Genomic DNA, 14,691 nt, shown 5'->3' with positions numbered 1-14,691 from the left:
GGAGATGGCCGTGAACAGCAACCGTCGCGAATTTCTCGGCACCGCTCTGGCCGGTGCCGCTTTCGTTGGATCGTCCTACCTGCCGGCGGCAGCGCAGCAGGACACCATCAAGGTCGGCATCCTTCACTCGCTCTCGGGAACGATGGCGATCTCCGAGACGACACTGAAGGACGTCATGCTCATGCTCATCGAGGAGCAGAACAAGAAGGGCGGCCTGCTTGGCAAGAAACTCGAAGCCGTCGTCGTCGATCCCGCCTCGAACTGGCCGCTCTTTGCCGAGAAGGCGCGCGAGCTGATCACCAAGGACAAGGTCGCAGCCACCTTCGGCTGCTGGACCTCGGTCTCGCGCAAGTCGGTGCTGCCGGTCTTCAAGGAGCTCAACAACATCCTGTTCTACCCCGTCCAGTACGAGGGCGAGGAGAGCGAGCGCAACGTCTTCTACACCGGCGCCGCGCCGAACCAGCAGGCCATTCCGGCCGTCGACTATCTCGCCAAGGAGGAGAAGGTCGAGCGCTGGGTGCTGGCCGGCACCGACTACGTTTACCCGCGCACGACCAACAAGATCCTCGAGGCCTATCTCAAGTCCAAGGGTGTGAAGCCCGAGGACATCATGATCAACTACACGCCCTTCGGCCATTCCGACTGGCAGACCATCGTCTCCGACATCAAGAAGTTCGGCTCGGCCGGCAAGAAGACCGCCGTGGTCTCGACCATCAACGGCGACGCCAACGTGCCGTTCTACAAGGAGCTGGGCAACCAGGGCATCAAGGCGACCGACATCCCGGTCGTGGCCTTCTCGGTCGGCGAGGAGGAGCTTGCCGGCATCGACACCAAGCCGCTCGTCGGCCATCTCGCCGCCTGGAACTACTTCCAGTCGATCAAGACCCCGGAGAACGAGGCCTTCATCAAGCAGTGGCAGGCCTTCACCAAGAACCCGAAGCGCGTCACCAACGACCCGATGGAAGCCCATGTCGTCGGCTTCGCCATGTGGGTGAAGGCGGTTCAGAAGGCCGGGACCGTCGATCCGGACAAGGTCATCGACGCGCTGCCCGGCATCGAGGCGCCGAACCTGACCGGTGGCATCTCGAAGATGCTCCCGAACCACCACATCACCAAGCCGGTCTTCATCGGCGAGATCAAGGACGACGGCCAGTTCGACGTGGTCTGGAAGACCTCTGGTCTCGTTGCCGGCGACGCATGGTCGAAGGAGCTCGACGGCTCCAAGGACCTCGTCGGCGACTGGGTCGAGAAGAAATGCGGCAATTTCAACGTCAAGACCGGCAAGTGCGGCGCCGCCTGAGGTCATGAGGGGGAAGGGCGGCACGGGAAAAATCCCGGCCGCCTTTCATTCTCGTCTGATCCGTCATTTCGCTCCGTCATCCCGGCCGGAGCGAAGCGCAGAGCCGGGATCCATGCCTGAGCCTTTCCGGAAAAGGTTCAGGCATGGATTCCGGATCGCCCTGCGGGCGCCCGGGATGACTGGAATTGGAAGCTGACCTTGATGTCCCTTTTCCACCGCCTGAAGCATGCGCTCGTCATCCTCGTCGCGTTGGTCGCGGCCTCGGTCGCGTCGATCGCGCAGACCGCCGACGAAGCCTTCACGCGGCTGGCAGCAGACAGCTATTCCGACACCTCTCGAGCGATCGAAATTCTCGTTTCGAGCGCTCATCCGAATGCGGCGCTGATCGTCGAGGCGTTGAATGACGGTCGCTTGCTGGCAGGCCCGGGCGGTGTCGCCGTGAAGACCGCGGCCGGCGGTTTCGTCGATGCCCGCACTGGGCAGGCGCTGCCCGCCGCGCCAGTCGATATGAAGCCCGTTCGTCTCAACAACGCCGTACGCCGCGCGGTCCAGGCCGCGCTTGGCGGCCTCGGCCTGCTCAATCCCGATCCGGCGAAGCGCACGGCTGCGGCCGAGGCCGTGTTCAAGTCGCGCGATGCCGGCCTGCTGCCGATCGTCGAGGCCGCGATCGGCAAGGAAACCAATCCCCGCGCGCTCGCGGCCCTGCGCCAGGCCCAGGCCGCGATCCTGATCGCCAAGCCCGACACGCAGCCGCTGGACCGGTTCGCGGCGATCGAGGTTCTGCGCGAGCGGGCTGATCAGGATGCGTTGGCGACTTTGCGCGCGCTGCCGGGCGACGCGACGCCGGCTCTCAAGGACGCGCAGGCCAAGGCGATCGCCACCATCGAAGGCCGTTTGAAGCTCTGGGCCGCCGCGCAGAACCTCTGGTACGGGCTCTCGCTCGGCTCGGTCTTGCTGCTCGCCGCCATCGGCCTCGCCATCACCTTCGGCGTCATGGGCGTCATCAACATGGCCCATGGCGAGATGGTGATGCTCGGCGCCTATACAACCTTCGTGGTGCAGGAGCTGATCCGTAACCATGCGCCCTGGCTGTTCGACTGGTCGCTGGCCATCGCCCTGCCGGCTGCCTTCGTCGTCGCCGGTGCTGTCGGCATCGCGATCGAGCGCGGCGTCATCCGCTTTCTCTATGGCCGCCCGCTGGAGACGCTGCTCGCGACCTGGGGCATCAGCCTGATCCTGCAGCAGGCGGTGCGCACCGCCTTCGGCCCGACCAATCGCGAGGTCGGTGCGCCCTCCTTCATGTCGGGCGCCTTTGAACTCGGTGGTTTAGCAATCACCTATAACCGACTCTGGATCATCGTCTTTGCGGCGCTGGTCTTTGCCGCGCTGCTCGCCATCCTGAAGCTGACGCCGATGGGCCTGCAGATGCGCGCCGTCACCCAGAACCGTCGCATGGCCTCGGCCATGGGCATCCGCACCGGCCGCATCGACGCGCTGACCTTCGGGTTGGGCTCGGGCGTCGCGGGGTTGGCAGGCGTCGCGCTCTCGCAGATCGACAATGTCAGCCCCAATCTCGGCCAGAGCTACATCATCGATAGCTTCATGGTCGTGGTCTTCGGCGGCGTCGGCAATTTGTGGGGCACGGTGGTCGGCGCCATGACGCTCGGCGTCGCCAACAAGCTGCTCGAACCCTATGCAGGTGCGGTGCTCGGCAAGATCGCGCTGCTCGTCTGCATCATCCTCTTCATCCAGAAGCGCCCGCGCGGTCTGTTCGCGCTCAAGGGCAGGGCGGTGGAAGCATGATCACCCGCTTCCTCCTCCAGAACATGGACAAGCGCGGCGGCATCTTCCTCGCGATCCTGCTGGGCTCGGCCGTGCTGGTTCCGCTCTCGAACCTGCTGCTGCCGGCATCCTCGCCCTTCCATGTCCCGACCTCGACCCTATCGCTCTGGGGCAAGTATCTCTGCTACGCGCTGCTGGCGGTCTCGCTCGATCTCGTCTGGGGCTATTGCGGCATATTGAGCCTCGGCCACGGCGCCTTCTTCGCGCTCGGCGGCTACGCGATGGGCATGTATCTGATGCGCCAGATCGGCTCGCGTGGGGTCTACGGCAACCCGATCCTGCCGGACTTCATGGTCTTCCTGAACTGGCAGGAATTGCCCTGGTACTGGTGGGGCTTCTCCTCCTTTCCCTTCGCCATGCTGATGGTGCTGGCCGTGCCGGGCCTGCTCGCCTTCGTCTTCGGCTGGTTCGCCTTCCGCAGCAGAGTCACCGGCGTCTATCTCTCGATCATCACGCAGGCGCTGACCTATGCGCTGCTGCTCGCCTTCTTCCGCAACGACATGGGCTTCGGCGGCAATAACGGCCTGACCGATTTCAAGGACATCCTCGGCTTCAACATCCAGGCGCAAGCGACTCGTGCTGCTCTGTTTTCCTTGACCTGCATCATGCTGGCGGCCGGCTTCCTGATCGCACGCGGCATCGTCGTCTCGAAGCTCGGCAAGGTCGTCACCGCGATCCGCGACGCCGAGTCCCGCACGCGCTTCCTCGGCTACCGGGTCGATCGCTTCAAGCTCTTCGTCTTCACCGTCTCGGCCTGCATGGCCGGCGTGGCGGGCGCGCTCTACGTCCCGCAGGTCGGCATCATCAACCCCAGCGAATTCGCCCCGGCCAATTCGATCGAGACGGTGATCTGGGTCGCTGTCGGCGGGCGCGGCACGCTGGTCGGCGCGGCCTTGGGCGCCGTCGTGGTCAACTGGGCCAAGACGCTGTTCACCTCCGGCTTCATGGCGCCGTACTGGCTCTTCGCGCTCGGCGGGCTCTTCGTCGTCGTCACGCTCTTCCTGCCCAAGGGCATCCTCGGCACGGCCGAGGCGATCTGGGCGCGTCGTCGCAAGCCCGATAGCACACCGGCCGCCGAGCCGGCACCGGCGGAGTGACGGCGGTGAACGCTCCCGTGCCCGGCGCTCTCACCTCCTCGCTGCTCTATCTCGACGGCGTCAGCGTCTCCTTCGACGGCTTCAAGGCCATCCGCGGACTATCTCTGACCATCGAACCGGGAGAGATGCGCGCCATCATCGGTCCCAACGGCGCCGGCAAGACCACGATGATGGACATCATCACCGGCAAGACCAAGCCCGATGTCGGCACCGTCATGTTCGGCGGCACGGTCGACCTGACCAAGCTCGACGAGGCGGCCATCGCCAATCTCGGCATCGGCCGCAAGTTCCAGAAGCCGACCGTCTTCGACAGCCACACGATCGAGGACAACATTCTGTTGGCGCTGAAGTCGAAGCGCAGCGTCGGCAAGACGCTGTTCTGGAAGACTGAAAGCCCGCAGCAGAAGCGCATCGACGACATCCTCGGCATCATCCGCCTCGCTGACAGGCGCGACCGGCTCGCGGGCTCGCTCTCGCACGGCCAGAAGCAGTGGCTGGAGATCGGCATGCTGCTGGCGCAGGACCCCAAGCTCCTGCTCGTCGACGAGCCCGCCGCCGGCATGACCGACGGCGAAACGGCACAGACCGCGGTGCTGCTCAAGGAGATCGCCAGGGATCATTCCGTCATCGTGGTCGAGCACGACATGGGCTTCATTCGCGAACTCGGCGTGAAGGTCACGGTGCTGCATGAGGGTTCGGTGCTGGCAGAAGGCCCGCTCGATCATGTCAGCGCCAACGAGCGTGTCGTCGAAGTCTATCTGGGGCGGTGAGAATGGCTTGGTCATTTGCCACGGCCCGGTTTTCCACCCACGCCGTCATCCCGGACGCAGCGAAGCGGAGATCCGGGATCCATCGTAGGACTCCGGCGCTCTTCGATGGATCCCGGATCGGCACCGCTTCGCGGCTTGTCCGGGATGACGGCGTGTTTCCGTGCGAAACCATACAGGGCTTGATCCCATGCTGACCGTCGACGCCATCAACCTGCATTACGGCGCCGCCCAGGCGCTGCGCCGTGTCTCCGTCACCGCAGAAACCGGCAAGGTCACTTGCGTGATGGGCCGCAACGGCGTCGGCAAGACCTCGCTGATGCGCGCTATCGTCGGGCACCAGCCGATTTCCGGCGGCCATATCCGCCTCGATGGAGAGGATATCTCGGCGCTGCGCAGCGAGGCTCGCGCGCGGGCCGGCATCGCCTATGTGCCGCAGGGGCGGGAGATCTTCCCGCTGCTGACGGTGAAGGAGAATCTGGAGACCGGCTTCGCGCCGTTGAAGCGCAAGGAGCGCTTCGTCCCGGATGAACTCTTCGACCTCTTCCCCGTGCTGAAGACCATGCTGGGCCGGCGCGGCGGAGACCTCTCGGGTGGCCAGCAGCAGCAACTCGCGATCGCGCGGGCGCTGGTCACCCGACCCAGGCTGCTGGTGCTGGACGAGCCGACCGAGGGTATCCAGCCCTCGATCATCAAGGATATCGGCCGCGCCATCGACTACCTGCGTCAGAAAGGCGGCATGGCGATCGTGCTGGTCGAGCAATATTTCGACTTCGCCCGCGATCTCGCCGACACGATGTTCGTGATGGATCGTGGCGAGGTCGTGCTCTCCGGCCCGATGAGCGAGCTTGACGGCGCCCAGGTCCAGCGCCTGATCCAGGTCTAGGGCCTAAAGGCGCGCTTCAGCCGAACTTGCGTCCGGCGGCGAAGGAGCCCATGCGCCAGCCGAGCTTCTCCTCGATGCGCCGGGCCGCAGCCTTTACCGCCTCGACGAAATTCGCATGCTCCTCGTTCACCCGGAACTCGGGCAGCACGATCGAGACCGTGATCGGGCAGGCGCCGGCTTCGTCCAGCACCGGCGCGGCGATGCAGGCGACCGCATAGTCGGACTCCCCGGCCTGGATCGACAGGCCTGCCGCGAGCGCATCGCGCGACTGGGTGAGCAGGGTGGCGGGATCGGTGACGGCGCGCCCGGTCGGCGAGGCCTTGGCGCTCTTGCGGAACAGGGCGGTCCGCTCGGTCTCATCCAGCCCGGCGACCAGCAAACGGCCGGAGGCCGTCCAGTTCAGCGGCACGCGCGTGCCGACGCGCGATGTGATGACGAAATGGCCTGGCCCCTCGGCCATCGCCTCGACCACCATCATCCCGCCGTCGCGGCCGCAGATCTGCACGGTCTCGCCGACCTCGCGCGCCAGCACATGCATCTCATGCGTCGCGACATTGATGACCTGGAGGTCGCGGGCATAGGCGAGGCCATAATGATAGAGCCGCGGTCCCAGCCAGACGCCGCCATCGCCTGAGCGTGCCAGCAGGCTCTTGTCCAGCAGGTCCTCGACGATGGCGTAGACCGTCGAGAGCGGCGCGCCGATGGCGCGGGCGACCTCATAGGCGGTCTGGGCCCGGCCCTCCTGCTGGAGATGGTCGAGGATCTGCACGGCGCGGTCGATGCCGCTGACGCGCGAGCGCCGCTGCCCGGTCGGTTCCGGTGCGGCTTCGCCATCCTGCGTCGTCGGTGCCTTGCTCATAGCTGCGCTTTCATACCTCTGGCTCGCCAAGTCAACGCCAGGACAGGCCGTGGCTGTGCCGGACGAGCCGGCGCGGACGCGGCACATAGCGGCTGGAGGCGATCGCCTCGGCGCCGATCACGGCATGACGCGGCTCGAACAGCCGGGTCAATCGCGAGACATCGCCATTGGAATCGGTCGCTTCGAGATCGCTGTCGACGACGTCGAAGATCGTGAAATCGGCGCGCTGGCCCACGGTCAGCCTATCCGTCATATCGAGCTTGATCACCGAGGCCGGGGCATGGGTCACCGCCTGGATGATGGCGTCGAAGGGCATGCCGACGCAGAGCAGCTTCGACATGGTCGTGGCGAGGTCCCAGACCGGGAAGTTCATGCAGCGGTTATGCAGGTCGGTCGAGATCGAGAACGGCATCAGCCCGCGCTGGATCGCGGCCTCCGCTACCTTGAAGGAGAAAGAGGCCCCGCCATGGCCGATATCGAGGCGCACGCCCTCCGCCGCGCAACGCTCGGCCAGCTTGAACAGGTCCTCGTCCTCCAGGATGCTCGATCCCGCCTTGCCGTTGAAGCAATGGGTGACGACGTCGCCCGGCCCCAGGATCTCCAGCACCTCGTCATAGAGGGCAGGCGGCTCGCCGACATGGACCATCATCGGCAGCTTCAGGATCTTGGCGATCTTCTTGCCGAGCTTGACTGGCGTCACGCCCCAGGAGCCGGTGATGACATGGCTCGCGCGCACCTTGAGGCCGACGATATGCTCGCTGTTTTCGGCATAGCATTCGATGATGCGGTCGAGGTCGATATCCTTGATATCGCGGAGTTCCGGCACGCGGTTGCAGGCGACGAGCCCGATCGAGCCGAGATTGAGGAAGGCCTTGATCCGCTCGCGCGCCGGCTCGATGACATATTCGCGGAAGCCGTGGAAAGTGGCTTCGCCGGCCGAGCCTGCATCGACCATGGTGGTGACGCCGCGCTCGGCGCCGCAATCGCTGGGCCTCAACGAAATGTCGGTGCCGCCATGCCAGACATGGACGTGCAGGTCGATCCAGCCCGGCGAGACGAAGGCGCCCTTGCCGTCGACGCGCTCCACATCGGCCGGGGCTGCCAGGTCTGCGCCGATCGCCGCGATCTTGCCGTCGCCGCCAACCAGGATGTCGGTGGCCGTCGTGGGGATCGCCGGCCCGAAGGCGACCGGCTTCACATTGGCGATAAGGAGGGGCTGCCGCGTCGCGGTGGTCATGTCAGAGATCCTTCCGCAGGCGCGGATCGAGCAGGTCGCGCAGGCCGTCGCCCACCATCTGCAGGGAGAGAACGGCGAGCACGATGGCCAGCCCCGGGAAATAGGTCATCCAGTCGGCCTGCCCGATATATTGCCGGCCGGACGAGATCATCGTGCCCCAGGTCGGGATATCCGGGCTGACGCCGAGCCCGAGGAAAGAGAGGCCAGCTTCCGCCAGCATGGCGCTGGCGAAGATGAAGGTGGCCTGCACCGTGATTGGCGAGACGATGTTGGGCAGGACATGCCGGACCATGATCCGGTAGGTCGGGTTGCCGAAGGCGCGCGCCGCCTCGACATAGGGCAATTCGCGGATCACGAGCGTCGCGGCGCGCACGATGCGCGCGAGCCTTGGCGCATAGACGATCGAGAGCGCGATGATCACCGTCGTCAGCGAGGGGCCGAGCGCCGCGACCAGCGCAATCGCGAGCAGGATATCGGGGAAGGCCATCATCGCGTCGATCAGGCGCGCGATCGGCGTGTCCAGCCGCTTGAAGAACCCGGCGAGCAGGCCGAGCGTCACGCCGATCAGCGAGGACAGCACGACGACGGCAGCGCCGACCGAGAGCGACAGCCGGCCCGCATAGAGCATGCGCGAGAAGACATCGCGGCCGAACTCGTCCGTGCCGAACCAGTAGGTCGCGGAGGGAGGCTTCAGCCGGTTGACGATCGAGAGCTTGCCCGGCGCATAGGGCGCGAGCAGCGGTGCGAAGGCCGCCAGCAGCACGAAGACGATCAGGATCGCGATGCCGATCGCCACCATGCGGCGCTTCAGCAGGTGGCTCAGGAAGGTCCGGCCGCGGTTGGGGGCCGGCGCGTCGGGGGCGAGATCGGTCATCAGTAGCGCACCCTCGGATCGACCAGCAGATAGAGCATGTCGATCGCGAAATTGATCAGCACGTAGAGGCCGGCGATGACGAGCAGCGCGCCCTGGATGACCGGGTAGTCGCGCCTGAGCACGGCCGAGACCACGAGATTGCCGACGCCGGGCAGGCCGAACACGGTCTCGGTCACCACCGCGCCGGAGATCAGCACGGCTGCGGTCAGGCCGAGCACGGTCAGGATCGGGATCAGCGCGTTCTTCAGCGCATGGGTGAGGACGACCTTCTGCTCGCCCAGCCCCTTGGCGCGGGCGGTGCGGATATAGTCGTCGCCGAGCACGTCGAGCATCGAGGCGCGGGTGAAGCGCATGATCAGCGCCGAGGAGACGAGCCCGAGTGCGACCGCAGGCAGGATCAGATGCCTGATGCGCTCGATCAGGCTGGTATCGGGTCCGCCATAGCCGGAGACCGGGAGGATCCCGAGGCGCACCGCGAAGATCTGCATCAGGATGAGGCCGAGCCAGAAGCCGGGGATGCTGGCGCCGAGCATGGCGAGCGTCGTCGCGGCCTGGTCGAGGAAGGAACCGCGCCGATAGGCGGCATAGATGCCGACCGGCAGCGCGATGACGCTTGCGATCGCCAGCGACAGTAGCGTCAGGAAGAAGGTCGGCTCCGCCCGCTCCATCAGCGCCGAGGTCACCGGCATGTTCAGGAAGATCGACTGGCCGAGATCGCCGCGCAGCAATTGCCCGACATAGATCACGTATTGCGACAGGATCGAGCGATCGAGGCCCAGCCGCGTGCGCAGCTCCGCGACGTCATGCGCCGTCGCCTCGGGGCCGAGCATTACCGCGGCGGGGTCGCCCGGCGTCACGCGCACGATCACGAAGACGATCGTGACGACGAGCAACATGACCGCGATCATGCCCGAGAGACGTTGAAGGATGTAGCCGACCATGGCGCGACCGTCCCGTTGCCTGCCATCCGGCGGCGGTCACGCGGCCGGATGGCGAGGAAGGATCACTTCTTGAGGGTGACGTTCCAGAAATACGGCCAGGGCGCTGGCACGACGCCGTCGAGCTTGGCGGATTTCGCCGAGAGCGCGTTGAAGTCGCCGATCTTGATGAAGGGTACCTCGTCATAGATCGTTTTCTGCACATTGGCCCAGAGCGCGGCGCGCTTGGCCGGGTCGGCCTCCAAGGTGAAGGCGTCGACGGCGGCCTTGCGGGCCGGCGTATCCCACCAGCCGGGCGAGCTGGTCGAAAGTGAGCCGATCAGCGCCGGCTCCGGCAGGAAGGGGCTATGGGTGATGTAGATGTCCCAGAGCGCCTTGTCCGTGCGCCGCTGGGTCAGCGTCGCCCAGTCGACGACCTGCAGGTCGACGGCGAAGCCGGCAGCTTTCAGGTACTCGGCGGCGACCTGCGCCATCTTGTAGTGGAACTCGTATTGCCGGCTGGTCAGGATGCGGATCGGCTCGCCCTTGTAGCCGGCCGCCTTGGCCGCGGCCTTCGCCTTGTCGGCATCACCGAGATTGTAGTTCCCGGCGACGCCGGCATCCGTGTTCCAGACATAGCCGGGCGGATAGATATTGCCGTCGAGCGCGTAGAACTCCTTGGTTCCGAAGGCCGCCGCCAGCATGTCCTCCATGCTCAGCGCCGTGCGGATCGCCTTGCGGACGCCGAGATTCTTGGCCGCGCCCTCAGCGGTATTGAAGACGAAGACCGGGTAGCCGAAGGGCTTCAGCACCACAGGCTGGGAGGACGCGCCCTTCAGCCGGTTGAAGGATTCCACCGGAATTGCGTCGACATAGGAATACTGGCCGGAGACGGAAGCCTCGACGCGGGTATTGGCGTCCGGCACCGGCACGAAGCGGACTTCGTCGAGCAGCGGGCGCCGCGCTCCGCCATAGCCGTCGGCTGCGCCGTCGCGCGGCTTGTAGCCGGCGAAGCGGACGAGCTGGATATACTGGTCGGCTTTGCGCTCCTTCAGCATATAGGGGCCGGTGCCGATGAATTCCTTCATCGGCTCGTCCTGCTTCTTTGCCGGAATGATGATCGCGGCGGAGTTGTTGAAGGCCAGCAGCGACATCAGCGGCGCGTAAGGCTCCTTCAGCGCGATCGTGAGCGAACTCGGGCCGGACGCCTCGACGCTCTCGATGAAGCCCGCGGCCTGCTTGCCGCGCGAGGCGAGCTTCATCCAGCGCTTCAGCGAGGCGACGGCGTCCTCGGCGGTGAGATCGGAGCCATCATGGAACTTCACGCCGGGCCTGAGCGCGATGGTGTAGCGCTTCCCGTCCGCGCTGATCGTCGGCATCGCGTCTGCGAGCAGCGGCGTCACCTTCCAGCTCTTGTCGAAGGTATAGAGCGTCTCGAAGACATGCTGGGTGATCGTCCCGACGAGGTCGGCGGTCGAGACCATCGGGTCCAGGGTCGGCGGCTCGCCGACGGTCGCGACCGTGGCGATGCCGCCCGCCTCTTGAGCGAAGGCGAGGGACGGGGCGGTGAGCAGGCTGCAGGCGAGCAGGCATCCGAACAGGCGTTTCATAATCCCTCTCATTCTCTTATTATGTATTATGATGCTCAATAGCAGAATAGAGACGCGCGGTAAACGTCGATGCGACCGACGCTCAGTCCGGCCATTTGGCCAGCGAGGCGGCGCGCCGGTTGCGGCGTTCGATCAGCGGGCTTGCGATGATCGTGTTGCTGCGCCGCGCCGTCTCCAGCTCGGCGACGATGCGCTCGGCGACGATCTCCTCCTGGCCCGGATGAAGGTTGCAGGGGTCGAGATAGAAATAGCCGTGCTCGACCTCGTGATCCCTGACGATCACCGGCTGCGGGCCGCGTGCCAGCGCGTCGGCCAGGTCCCAGGCGGTGATATGCGCCTGCTCGGGATCGACTGAGAGCTTCATCCGGTCGAGCGGGTTGTGCGTCGGATCGGGCTCGATCACGGCGGTCACGCCGGGCCGCTCAGTGAAGCGGGCGAGCCAGAGGTCGAGCGCGCGTTGTTCGCGCGCCCTGATGCCGGCATGGTCGCGCTTCTCCCAGGCTTCCAGCGCCGCCATCGTGCCGAGCACGCTCTCCTTGCCGATCTTCATGCCGCGGCCGATGCCGCCATTCTGGATGTAGGCGGCCCGGACGAGGTCCTTGCGACCGGCGACGATGCCGCCGGTCGGACCGCCCAGGAACTTGTGCGAGGAATAGAGCACGATATCGGCACCGGCCTCGAGGAAGCCGCGCAGGTCGTACTCGGAGGCCGCGTCGACGATCACCGGCACGCCGCGCTCGTGGCAGACCGCCGCGAACTCGTCGAGCGGCAGGAGGCCGTACTGCACCGTGTGGTGCGAGACGACATAGAGCGCCGCCGCCGTGTGCTCCGAGATCGCGCCGGCGAGCTGATAGGCGCGGGCGCTGGTGGCCTGCCCGACGACGATCGGCGTCGCGCCGGCGAGCCGGATCGCCTGGTCGACGGGCGCGCCATAGCCGACCATGTGGCCCATCATCACCACGACCTCGTCCTGGAGGCCGCTGGCATCCGGCAGTTGCTCGACGGCATAGAGATCGTCGCCCGTCATGGCGCCGGCGATCGCCAGCGTGATCCCGGCCGAGCAGGAGGCGGTTACGAAGCCGGCCTCGCTGCCGCAGAGCCGCGCGATCACCGCGCTCGCCTTACGCTGGAGATCGTCGATCTCGACGAATTGCGGCAGGATCGCCGTCATCGCGGCGATCGCCTCGGGCACGACGATCGAGGCGCCGAGCCCGGTCATCGTTCCCGAGACGTTGATGACGGGGCGCAGGCCCAGTGACGGGCGGATATCGGAAGCGGACATTGTGTTCTCCTGGAAGGCGGCAGTGGGGCGAAAGGCCCCGGTCAGAGCATCGTGCCGATGCTCTAGGACACGGCGACGATCGCTTCGATCTCGACGGTGATCTGGCGGGGCAGCGAGCCGAAGCCGACCGCTGAGCGGGCATGCTTTCCGGCCTCGCCGAAGACGGCGACGAAGAGGTCGGAGCAGCCATTGATGACGGCGGGATGGTCGCTGAAATCCGGCTCGGCGTTGACCATGCCGAGAAGCTTGACGATGCGCCTGACACGGCCGAGATCGCCGAGCGCCTCGTGCAGCACGGCGAGCAGGTTGAGGCCGGTCAGCCGGGCATGGTCGTAGGCCTCGGCGACGCTGACGTCGCGGCCGACCTTGCCGGTGTGCAGACGGCCGTCCTCATGCGTCGGCCCCTGGCCGGAGAGATAGATCAGGCCGCCTTCCTGGACATAGGTGGCGAAATTGCCGATCGGCCGCGGTAGCTCGGGCAGCTTCAGGCCGAGTTCCGCCAGCCGCCGGTAGGGAGCGGTATCGGGCAGGGTGGAAAGAACTGCGTTCATGATTTTCTCAGGCCGGATTGGGGCGGAAGCCGACGAAGCGTGACAGGAAGGCGCGCAGGCGCTCATGCGGCTGCTCGCCGAACACTTTCGCGGGCGGCGCGTCGATCACGATCCGGCCCTGGTCGGTGAAGACGACGCGGTCCGCCACCTCCTGCGCGAAGGCCATCTCATGCGTGACGAGGATCATGGTGCGGCCCTCGGCGGCAAGCTCCTGCACCACGGCCAGCACCTCGCCGACGAGCTCGGGATCGAGCGCGGAGGTGATCTCGTCGAGCAGCAGCACTTTCGGCTCCATCGCCACTGCGCGGGCGATGCCGACGCGCTGCTGCTGGCCGCCCGACATTTGCGAGGGCATCGCATCGACCTTCGCCGAAAGCCCGACGCGGGCGAGCCACTTCTCGGCGATGGCGCGCGCCTCGGCCTTGGAGCGCCCGCGCGATTTCATCAGGCCGAGCATGATGTTCTGCGCGGCGGTCAGGTGCGGGAACAGGTTGAACTGCTGGAACACCATCGCCGCATCGACGCGGATCGCGGCGAGCTCGCGGTCGCTGCGGCGTTTGCGGGCGCCCGTGCCGTCGCGATAGCCGACCTCGGTACCGTCAATCCGGACCGAGCCGCCGTCGTACTCCTCCAGGAAGTTGATGCAGCGCAGCAGCGTAGTCTTGCCGCTGCCGGAGGGGCCGATGATGGCAACGACCTCGCCCTTGCCGACTGAGAGGTCGACGCCCTTCAGCACCTGGTTGGCGCCGAAGGACTTGGTCAGCCCCTCGATCGCGATCACGGGTTTCGCGGCGGAAGCACGGGCATCCGTCTCGGCCATGGATGCCTCCTTTCAGACGAAGCGCTTCTCGAGCCGGCGGCTCAGCGCCGAGAGCGGGAAGTTGATGGCGAAATACATCAGCGCGCCAATGAGATAGAGCGGCAGCGCCACATGGGTGCGCCCGATCACCTGCTGCAGAGACAGCATCAGGTCGACGATCCCGAGCAGCGACACCAGCGAGGAGCCCTTCACGGTGTCGACGACGCTGTTGACGAAGGGCGGCAGGAAGCGCCGCGCCGCCTGCGGCGCCAGCACATGCGTGAAGCGGTCGAACAGCGTGAGCCCGATCGCCTTGGCCGCTTCGGTCTGGCCGGTTGGGATCGACTGGAAGGAGCCGCGCGTGATCTCGATGATCTGCGCCGATTTGAACGCCGTCAGCGCCACGATCGCGGCGAGCAGGCTCGGCAGGTTCACCTTGATCGCCGGCAGGCCGTAATAGACGAAATAGAGCAGGACGAGGATCGGCACGCCGCGCACGAAATCCGCATAGAGCCGGATCGGAGCGCGCGCCCAGAACGGCCCGAAGGCGAGCACGCAGCCGAGCGGCAAACCGACGATCAGCGACAGAACGATCACGCAGGCCGAAACCAGCAGGGTCGTCAGCAGGCCGTCGACGAGGAAGGGCAGGGTCTGGATCAGCGTCGCCATG

General features: G+C 66.2%; 14 protein-coding genes. 5 read left to right on the top strand and 9 right to left on the bottom strand.

All coding sequences use genetic code 11. The features are described 5' to 3' along the window. Positions 1-4: 4 nt before the first annotated feature. The 5 genes from urtA to urtE all read left to right on the top strand — a co-directional run bounded on the left by urtA (position 5) and on the right by urtE (position 5,892). A complete protein-coding gene (gene urtA / locus Q0Q02_RS02110; RefSeq protein ID WP_293806453.1) occupies positions 5-1,300 on the top strand; it encodes an urea ABC transporter substrate-binding protein in 1,296 nt (431 codons plus the stop codon). Positions 1,301-1,501: 201 nt separating this feature from the next. After that, positions 1,502-3,103, top strand: a complete 1,602-nt coding sequence (urtB, locus tag Q0Q02_RS02105; RefSeq protein WP_293806451.1) for an urea ABC transporter permease subunit UrtB — start codon at positions 1,502-1,504, stop codon at positions 3,101-3,103. Next, entirely contained in the window at positions 3,100-4,239 is a 1,140-nt protein-coding gene (gene urtC / locus Q0Q02_RS02100; RefSeq protein ID WP_293806450.1) for an urea ABC transporter permease subunit UrtC, read from the top strand. Before urtB ends, urtC begins: the two co-directional genes overlap by 4 nt. 5 nt (positions 4,240-4,244) lie before the next feature. After that, positions 4,245-5,009, top strand: a complete 765-nt coding sequence (gene urtD / locus Q0Q02_RS02095; RefSeq protein WP_293806449.1) for an urea ABC transporter ATP-binding protein UrtD — start codon at positions 4,245-4,247, stop codon at positions 5,007-5,009. A 187-nt stretch (positions 5,010-5,196) separates the two neighbouring features. Beyond that, positions 5,197-5,892: an urea ABC transporter ATP-binding subunit UrtE gene (gene urtE / locus Q0Q02_RS02090; RefSeq protein WP_293806447.1), complete on the top strand. Its 696-nt coding sequence runs from the start codon at positions 5,197-5,199 to the stop codon at positions 5,890-5,892. Between the two features lie 16 nt (positions 5,893-5,908). On the opposite strand, the gene Q0Q02_RS02085 is transcribed toward urtE, so the two are convergent. The 9 genes from Q0Q02_RS02085 to Q0Q02_RS02045 form a co-directional block, all read right to left on the bottom strand. Then, on the bottom strand, positions 5,909-6,751 hold the full coding sequence (locus tag Q0Q02_RS02085) for an IclR family transcriptional regulator (protein WP_293806446.1): 843 nt from the start codon (positions 6,749-6,751) through the stop codon (positions 5,909-5,911). Positions 6,752-6,782: 31 nt separating this feature from the next. Continuing rightward, positions 6,783-7,988: an amidohydrolase/deacetylase family metallohydrolase gene (locus Q0Q02_RS02080; RefSeq protein WP_293806445.1), complete on the bottom strand. Its 1,206-nt coding sequence runs from the start codon at positions 7,986-7,988 to the stop codon at positions 6,783-6,785. Between the two features lies 1 nt (position 7,989). Then, positions 7,990-8,862, bottom strand: coding sequence for an ABC transporter permease (locus tag Q0Q02_RS02075; protein ID WP_293806443.1), 873 nt, complete (start codon positions 8,860-8,862; stop codon positions 7,990-7,992). Next, positions 8,862-9,803 carry an ABC transporter permease gene (locus Q0Q02_RS02070; RefSeq protein WP_293806442.1) on the bottom strand — a complete coding sequence of 314 codons (942 nt, stop codon included), beginning with the start codon at positions 9,801-9,803 and terminating at the stop codon, positions 8,862-8,864. Before Q0Q02_RS02070 ends, Q0Q02_RS02075 begins: the two co-directional genes overlap by 1 nt. A 62-nt stretch (positions 9,804-9,865) precedes the next feature. Then, on the bottom strand, positions 9,866-11,389 hold the full coding sequence (locus Q0Q02_RS02065) for an ABC transporter substrate-binding protein (protein WP_293806441.1): 1,524 nt from the start codon (positions 11,387-11,389) through the stop codon (positions 9,866-9,868). Between the two features lie 82 nt (positions 11,390-11,471). Next, a complete protein-coding gene (locus Q0Q02_RS02060; RefSeq protein WP_293806440.1) occupies positions 11,472-12,671 on the bottom strand; it encodes an aminotransferase class V-fold PLP-dependent enzyme in 1,200 nt (399 codons plus the stop codon). Between the two features lie 62 nt (positions 12,672-12,733). Then, positions 12,734-13,222 carry a RidA family protein gene (locus tag Q0Q02_RS02055; RefSeq protein ID WP_293806439.1) on the bottom strand — a complete coding sequence of 163 codons (489 nt, stop codon included), beginning with the start codon at positions 13,220-13,222 and terminating at the stop codon, positions 12,734-12,736. Positions 13,223-13,229: 7 nt separating this feature from the next. After that, positions 13,230-14,042: an amino acid ABC transporter ATP-binding protein gene (locus Q0Q02_RS02050; protein WP_293806438.1), complete on the bottom strand. Its 813-nt coding sequence runs from the start codon at positions 14,040-14,042 to the stop codon at positions 13,230-13,232. Between the two features lie 12 nt (positions 14,043-14,054). Beyond that, complete coding sequence (locus Q0Q02_RS02045; protein ID WP_293806437.1) at positions 14,055-14,690, bottom strand: amino acid ABC transporter permease; 636 nt, start codon at positions 14,688-14,690, stop codon at positions 14,055-14,057. Position 14,691: the final 1 nt, after the last annotated feature.

It is taken from the genome of uncultured Allobosea sp., assembly GCF_945956895.1.
GTDB lineage: Bacteria > Pseudomonadota > Alphaproteobacteria > Rhizobiales > Beijerinckiaceae > Allobosea.
The sequence above is the reverse complement of the archived record's forward strand: the minus strand, read 5'-3'. Positions and strand labels throughout refer to the sequence as shown.

Excerpts from the sequence above, each read along its gene's own strand:
- urtA (WP_293806453.1), top strand. The coding sequence starts at position 5 with ATGGCCGTGAACAGCAACCGTCGCGAATTTCTCGGCACCGCTCTGGCC.
- urtB (WP_293806451.1), top strand. The coding sequence starts at position 1,502 with ATGTCCCTTTTCCACCGCCTGAAGCATGCGCTCGTCATCCTCGTCGCG.
- urtC (WP_293806450.1), top strand. The coding sequence starts at position 3,100 with ATGATCACCCGCTTCCTCCTCCAGAACATGGACAAGCGCGGCGGCATC.
- urtE (WP_293806447.1), top strand. The coding sequence starts at position 5,197 with ATGCTGACCGTCGACGCCATCAACCTGCATTACGGCGCCGCCCAGGCG.
- Q0Q02_RS02085 (WP_293806446.1), bottom strand. The coding sequence starts at position 6,751 with ATGAGCAAGGCACCGACGACGCAGGATGGCGAAGCCGCACCGGAACCG.
- Q0Q02_RS02080 (WP_293806445.1), bottom strand. The coding sequence starts at position 7,988 with ATGACCACCGCGACGCGGCAGCCCCTCCTTATCGCCAATGTGAAGCCG.
- Q0Q02_RS02075 (WP_293806443.1), bottom strand. The coding sequence starts at position 8,862 with ATGACCGATCTCGCCCCCGACGCGCCGGCCCCCAACCGCGGCCGGACC.
- Q0Q02_RS02070 (WP_293806442.1), bottom strand. The coding sequence starts at position 9,803 with ATGGTCGGCTACATCCTTCAACGTCTCTCGGGCATGATCGCGGTCATG.
- Q0Q02_RS02065 (WP_293806441.1), bottom strand. The coding sequence starts at position 11,389 with ATGAAACGCCTGTTCGGATGCCTGCTCGCCTGCAGCCTGCTCACCGCC.
- Q0Q02_RS02060 (WP_293806440.1), bottom strand. The coding sequence starts at position 12,671 with ATGTCCGCTTCCGATATCCGCCCGTCACTGGGCCTGCGCCCCGTCATC.
- Q0Q02_RS02055 (WP_293806439.1), bottom strand. The coding sequence starts at position 13,222 with ATGAACGCAGTTCTTTCCACCCTGCCCGATACCGCTCCCTACCGGCGG.
- Q0Q02_RS02050 (WP_293806438.1), bottom strand. The coding sequence starts at position 14,042 with ATGGCCGAGACGGATGCCCGTGCTTCCGCCGCGAAACCCGTGATCGCG.
- Q0Q02_RS02045 (WP_293806437.1), bottom strand. The coding sequence starts at position 14,690 with ATGGCGACGCTGATCCAGACCCTGCCCTTCCTCGTCGACGGCCTGCTG.